At 48.8% G+C, this 4,939-nt stretch carries 3 protein-coding genes and 2 pseudogenes; 1 reads left to right on the forward strand and 4 read right to left on the reverse strand.

The genetic code is table 11. From position 1 onward, the window contains the following. Together Q0J41_RS01245 and Q0J41_RS01250 are read right to left on the reverse strand one after the other, a co-directional pair. Positions 1-650: pseudogene (locus Q0J41_RS01245) on the reverse strand (IS4/IS5 family transposase); the annotation flags it as partial. A 173-nt stretch (positions 651-823) separates the two neighbouring features. Next, positions 824-1,375, reverse strand: coding sequence for a DegV family protein (locus Q0J41_RS01250; protein WP_296225145.1), 552 nt, complete (start codon positions 1,373-1,375; stop codon positions 824-826). A gap of 22 nt (positions 1,376-1,397) precedes the next feature. Here Q0J41_RS01250 and Q0J41_RS01255 point away from each other — a divergent pair. Continuing rightward, positions 1,398-1,694, forward strand: a pseudogene (locus Q0J41_RS01255) (hypothetical protein); the annotation flags it as partial. Positions 1,695-1,869: 175 nt separating this feature from the next. On the opposite strand, the gene Q0J41_RS01260 reads toward Q0J41_RS01255, so the two are convergent. Then, the gene (locus tag Q0J41_RS01260; RefSeq protein ID WP_296225142.1) at positions 1,870-2,817 is read right to left on the reverse strand and encodes a glycosyltransferase family 2 protein; all 948 of its coding nucleotides are present in this window, start codon (positions 2,815-2,817) and stop codon (positions 1,870-1,872) included. Positions 2,818-2,822: 5 nt separating this feature from the next. Continuing rightward, entirely contained in the window at positions 2,823-4,697 is a 1,875-nt protein-coding gene (locus Q0J41_RS01265) for a 6-pyruvoyl-tetrahydropterin synthase-related protein (RefSeq protein WP_296225143.1), read from the reverse strand. Positions 4,698-4,939: the final 242 nt, after the last annotated feature.

Below are 4,939 nucleotides of genomic sequence, written 5' to 3' on the forward strand. Positions count from 1 at the left end.
TTAGACAGTCGATTGCCATGCTCGAAAAGATTGAAGGATTCATAGCCGCGATCCATCAGTACGATATAGCGGTGTTGAAGTCTTAAGTTCTGAAGCATGTGCACAGCTGCACTGCGTTCATCCATACCCTTTCGTGATTGCAATAAGCAGTCTAGGTAACAACAATTTGCGATATCGTAAAGGATATTGGCATGAATCAAACATGTGCCTTTGGTCGTTAATTTATTATCGGCCGAAGGTTTTTTTCTTGTCTGAATATTGCATAGAAACATTGAATTCTTATCATACGGCAAAGCAAAGTCACTACCATCAATTGCCAGCAGCCGATAGCCATGATACAAAGCAGGCTGTTTCAAAGTTGAATTAAATTCATACAGAATTGCCTTAAATAATCTAGGGTTAACCTTTGATTTCTGCTGTTCGTAAGCCGACACGGTCATTCGCTTAGAGGGCTTAGGAAATGCGTCAGATAGCTCCTTGTTCAAGCAGTTTCCTTGCATGGTAAGAGTAGTCTTAATGAATGTCTTAGCATCCAGTTTTCTTTTACGCGTGAAGTCTTTACTTGGATGATAAACAAAGTAATTGATGCATTCGGCAGCCATATCTGTAACAGAATCAAGCTGTCTTAGGACTTGATGCTTCTTAGTCATAAAAATACGCCACCTTTGATAAAATCTCTAACCAAAGATAGCGTAAAGCGGTTTCGAAAATTAAGCAAAAAAAACACTCATCAAACTTAGATGAGTGTCCTAAAGCATTCCCCGTTCAAAGTCAATGTCTTAACTTAATGACATTGCCCGGACCGGTGCTGATGTTTTACTTGCTAAATTTCTACTCCAATCATCAACCCGCCCTCTTCCGCGTAGAAGCTGCACAGAGCGTGGCAAGTGCCCAGGTCAACCCTGGCCTCTGGATAATTTTTTCTGATCTGATCGTGGAGCTCAGCCGCGCTGTCGAAGTTGTCCGCGTGGTCGATCTTGACCCGGCCGCCCGTATAGCCCTTCTCTTCCAAAGTTTTCAGCAGGGCCGCCAGGGTCTTCTTCTCCCCTCTGCCCTTGCCTAGCGGCTTGATTTCACCTTCCTCTGCCCAGCCGTAGACCCAAATTTTGAGCAGTCCGGCAATCTTGGCCACTGCCGGGCTAACCCGGCCGTTATTGGCCAGATTGGTCATCGACTTTAAGGCAAAAAAGAGGCGGACATGGTTTTCCAGGTAGTCAGTCACTGCTTCCACCAGGTCCGGGAACTGCATCCCTTTTTCTTTCAGTTCCGCGATCTTTTCTGCCGCCAAAAGCTGGGCCGGACCCGCGCTTTTGCTGTCAAAAACGTGAATCAAGGCATCCGGATATTCTTCTTGGTAAATCTTTGCCGCCTGCACGGCTGAATTGTAGCTGCCGGACAAGATCGCTGAGCTGGTCTTTATCGCCGTGTCCAAAAACGTCCTCTCCCTGGCTGATCTGCGCGAGGCCTTGAAGCTGCAACGGTCCAGCTACGACACCGAGACGGCCTACAACTACATGGTTGATGAGCTGGAAAACGTCCTGGCCTATGTCTTCGGCTTTAAAGGCGAACTGGCCGACGTCGGCCACGAGCACGGCGAATACAAAACCATGCTCCGCAATGTCATCATGACCGTCAGCTACAAGGTCTACCTGGACAAATACTTCGCCCAGTTTACTGACCTGAAAGAAAAGTAAAAGAGCACGCAAAAAAGGACATCCGCCAGGATGTCCTTTTGACTATTTCTTCTGATTTTTCTGAATAAATTCAAACAGATTTGCCACATCTAGTGGCTATAATCTGCCGATAGGAGGATTAATTGCTATAGAATTATAACCTTCAAAAAAGAAACAAAAAATAAAAAGACCGGCCTTAGTCGATCTTTTTAACGTCTTTAATATTGGATTCACTGGAAATATAGTGGGGCCGGCGCTTGCTTTCCATGTAAATTTTGGCCAGGTACTGGCCAATCACGCCCAAGCTAAGCATGATCAAGCCGCCAATGAAGATGATTACGCTGATCAAGGAGGCCCAGCCGGCTACCGGGTCGCCCTTGATCAACTTGCGCAGGATAATCACGATCAGCATGATGAAGGATATCCCGGTCATGAGGAAGCCCATCCAGGAAGACAGGTTCAAAGGCACCAGGGAGAAGTTGATAATCCCGTCAATAGCGTACTTGAACAGCTTCCAGAAGTTCCACTTGCTTTCCCCGGCCACTCTTTCCACGTTTTCATAAGGGAGCCAGTAGGTCTTGAAGCCGACCCAGCCAAAAATCCCCTTAGAGAACCGGTTGTATTCGCTCATCTCCACGATTGCGTCGACCATGTCCCGCTTCATCAAGCGGAAGTCCCGGGCCCCGTCGACCACGTCAGCATCAGAGATCTTGTTGATGATCTGGTAGAACTTACGGGCAAACCAGCTTCTGATCGGCGGCTCCCCCTTCCGGTCCTCCCGCCGGGTGGCCACGCTGTCGTATTCACCGGAGTCCAGGATCTTGATCATTTCCGGCAGAAGGGCTGGCGGGTCCTGCAAGTCAGCGTCCATCACGGCCACATAGTCCCCGCTGGCGTTGACGAAGCCCGCGTACATGGCGGATTCTTTGCCGAAGTTTCTTGAAAAAGAAATATAGAAGACATGGGGGTCTTTTTCCGCGAAATCACGCAGGATTTCCAGAGTCCGGTCCTTGGACCCGTCATTGACAAAAATCAGCTCGTAGTCGTCGGACAGTTTTTCCAGCACCTCATGCGCTACCGGATAAAAAAGGGGCAAGGCCGCTTCTTCATTGTAGCAAGGCACGATAATTGAGATCTTCTTCATTGCTGCTATGCCTTCTTTTCTTCTCTCTTCTTGAAAATACCACTGCGCCAAAGCAGGCCCCAAATGACCGCGGCAAATTGCCCCAGCAAAGAGACCGTGATGGCCAACTTGATCCAGAACGGCGTCTGGAATTCCAAGTAGGCGGTGTTGGTGCCCTTGGTCTTTTCGGGAACCGTTGGGGCGCCGACCCGGTTCTTCTTGTACTTGGTCAAGACCCGCCCGTTGACGGTCAACTTGGACTGCTTGTAGGTAATGACTGGCAATTGCTGCTTGTGCTTGCCCTTCTTGGCCTTCCAGGTCAATTTCAAGCCGTGCTTGACCGCCTTTACCTTGACATTGCGATTGTGGTTCATGACGGACTTGCGGTAAGCGGCGGTAATCTTGGAATTCTCCATCGTATAATACTGCTTCCACTTGTAAGTGTACAAGTGGCTTGGCACATCAGGCTCTGGATCCCACTTGTAGACCGGCAGGTAGTCCGGAATGGCCTTCTTGGTCATGTCCAGGAAGGCTTGCAGGTCATGAGCGTGGGTGGACGCGTTAGTAGCGGCTAAGGCTTGCCTGCGCGCATCAGTTATCTCTTTTGACTTTTGAGCAGCTTCACCAAATTTTGTATTGTGGCTTTTGCCAACATGATGTTGGTAGCCAACCCAGGCATCATGATTTACAGCGACAACCAGACAGTCAGCCGCTGTAAAAGTTAAAAGGCCAAGCGCGGCATATGCGGCAGGGCGCACCCACTTTTTCTTGCAGTTCAAGATGCCTTCAAACGAAAGACCCAACCCGATAAGCAGCAAGGGATAAGCGATGCAGACAAAGCGGGATGGAAACTGCAAAAAGCGGGCCAAGGCCGGCAAGTGGTTAGTGATCCGGTCCCATTCAACCAAGCGGGAGGCTAAAAGCAGCCAAAAGCCGCCATAAAGCGACACAATGACATTGACGCGGCTTTCCTTGCGTGTCCAGATTGCATAGATAATCTGAGCGATAAAAACATAGGCCAACCAGAAGGTCAGTCTAGCCCGCAAATTAGAGCTCCTAACCATAAAAGGGTTAAAGCTTATAGTGGTATGAACCAAATGAACCGCGTTGTCCAGCATTCTCATTGTCGCCGTTGGCGCCAAGTTATTGGTCTTGGACATCCAGTACAGAGGCAAGAGGGTGTTGACCGTCAAGAAGATGGTTAAGAGCACCGCCTTCAAGGTGTTCAGCAAGATCTCCCGCTTGTCTTCGCGCTTAATGATGGCATAGAGCCAGGCTGGCACTAGGAAGGCCATGTACATCAGCGCCGTGAGCAGGTGGACTTCCAAAGCGACCGTCATCAAGATGGTCAGCTTGATCCAGTGGATTGGCTTTTCTTTATCATAGAACATGTCGCAAGCGACCAGAATCCCGTAAGGCATCAAGGCAGCGCCGATGCCGGTGAAGTTGGAGCCAGACTGCCAGCGCGGCAGCCAGCCGATAGTCATGTAGATAATCGTCACCAAAACGGCAATGCTGCCCCGTACCTTAAAGCGGTGCACGGCCCTGTACATCCCCACGCCCCCGGTCACGAAGACCAGGAAGCTGGTGATAATTTGATATCGGTACCAGGTCCCGACCACCAGCAGCAGCAGCCCGTTCAAGTAGGCAAAGGCCGGGCCGTAAAGCGCGTTGATTACCCGGCCTGACTGGTTGAACCCGTACAGAGTCATGAACCAGCTGAAATTGCCGTTTCTAATTTGCTCCTCGGTTTCATAGAAGCGGTTGAAGTGGAAAATCGTATCGGAACCGATAATGATGTTCCCTGTTCGCATCTGCCGGTAGGCCAAATAGGCGGCAAAAAGAACGACCGCCATATATGGCCAACAGGCCGCATAGTTGATCTTTTTGAGCTTTTTCATATTTATAGTCTTTTCCCTTTCTTCGTTAAAAACGGGCTTTATGTTTACACTTCACCCAGTCTAATATCCAACTAATACAAATAGCACTATTCAAGGATAAACATTATTCTTTTCACGAGACTGTCAATTCTTTTGTGTAAATAAATCTTTCCGGCTAATTGATTCTTTAACTGTTTTTTAATCGAAGTACGATTCCAAGGTGTCTGCTACTTGACCAAAGCCCTTGTGAACTCGATTGGCGT

It is taken from the genome of uncultured Lactobacillus sp. (genome assembly GCF_944327175.1).
Classification (GTDB): Bacteria; Bacillota; Bacilli; order Lactobacillales; family Lactobacillaceae; genus Lactobacillus.

Coding starts and splice junctions, on each gene's coding strand:
- Q0J41_RS01265 (WP_296225143.1), bottom strand. CDS start 4,697: ATGAAAAAGCTCAAAAAGATCAACTATGCGGCCTGTTGGCCATATATG.
- Q0J41_RS01260 (WP_296225142.1), bottom strand. CDS start 2,817: ATGAAGAAGATCTCAATTATCGTGCCTTGCTACAATGAAGAAGCGGCC.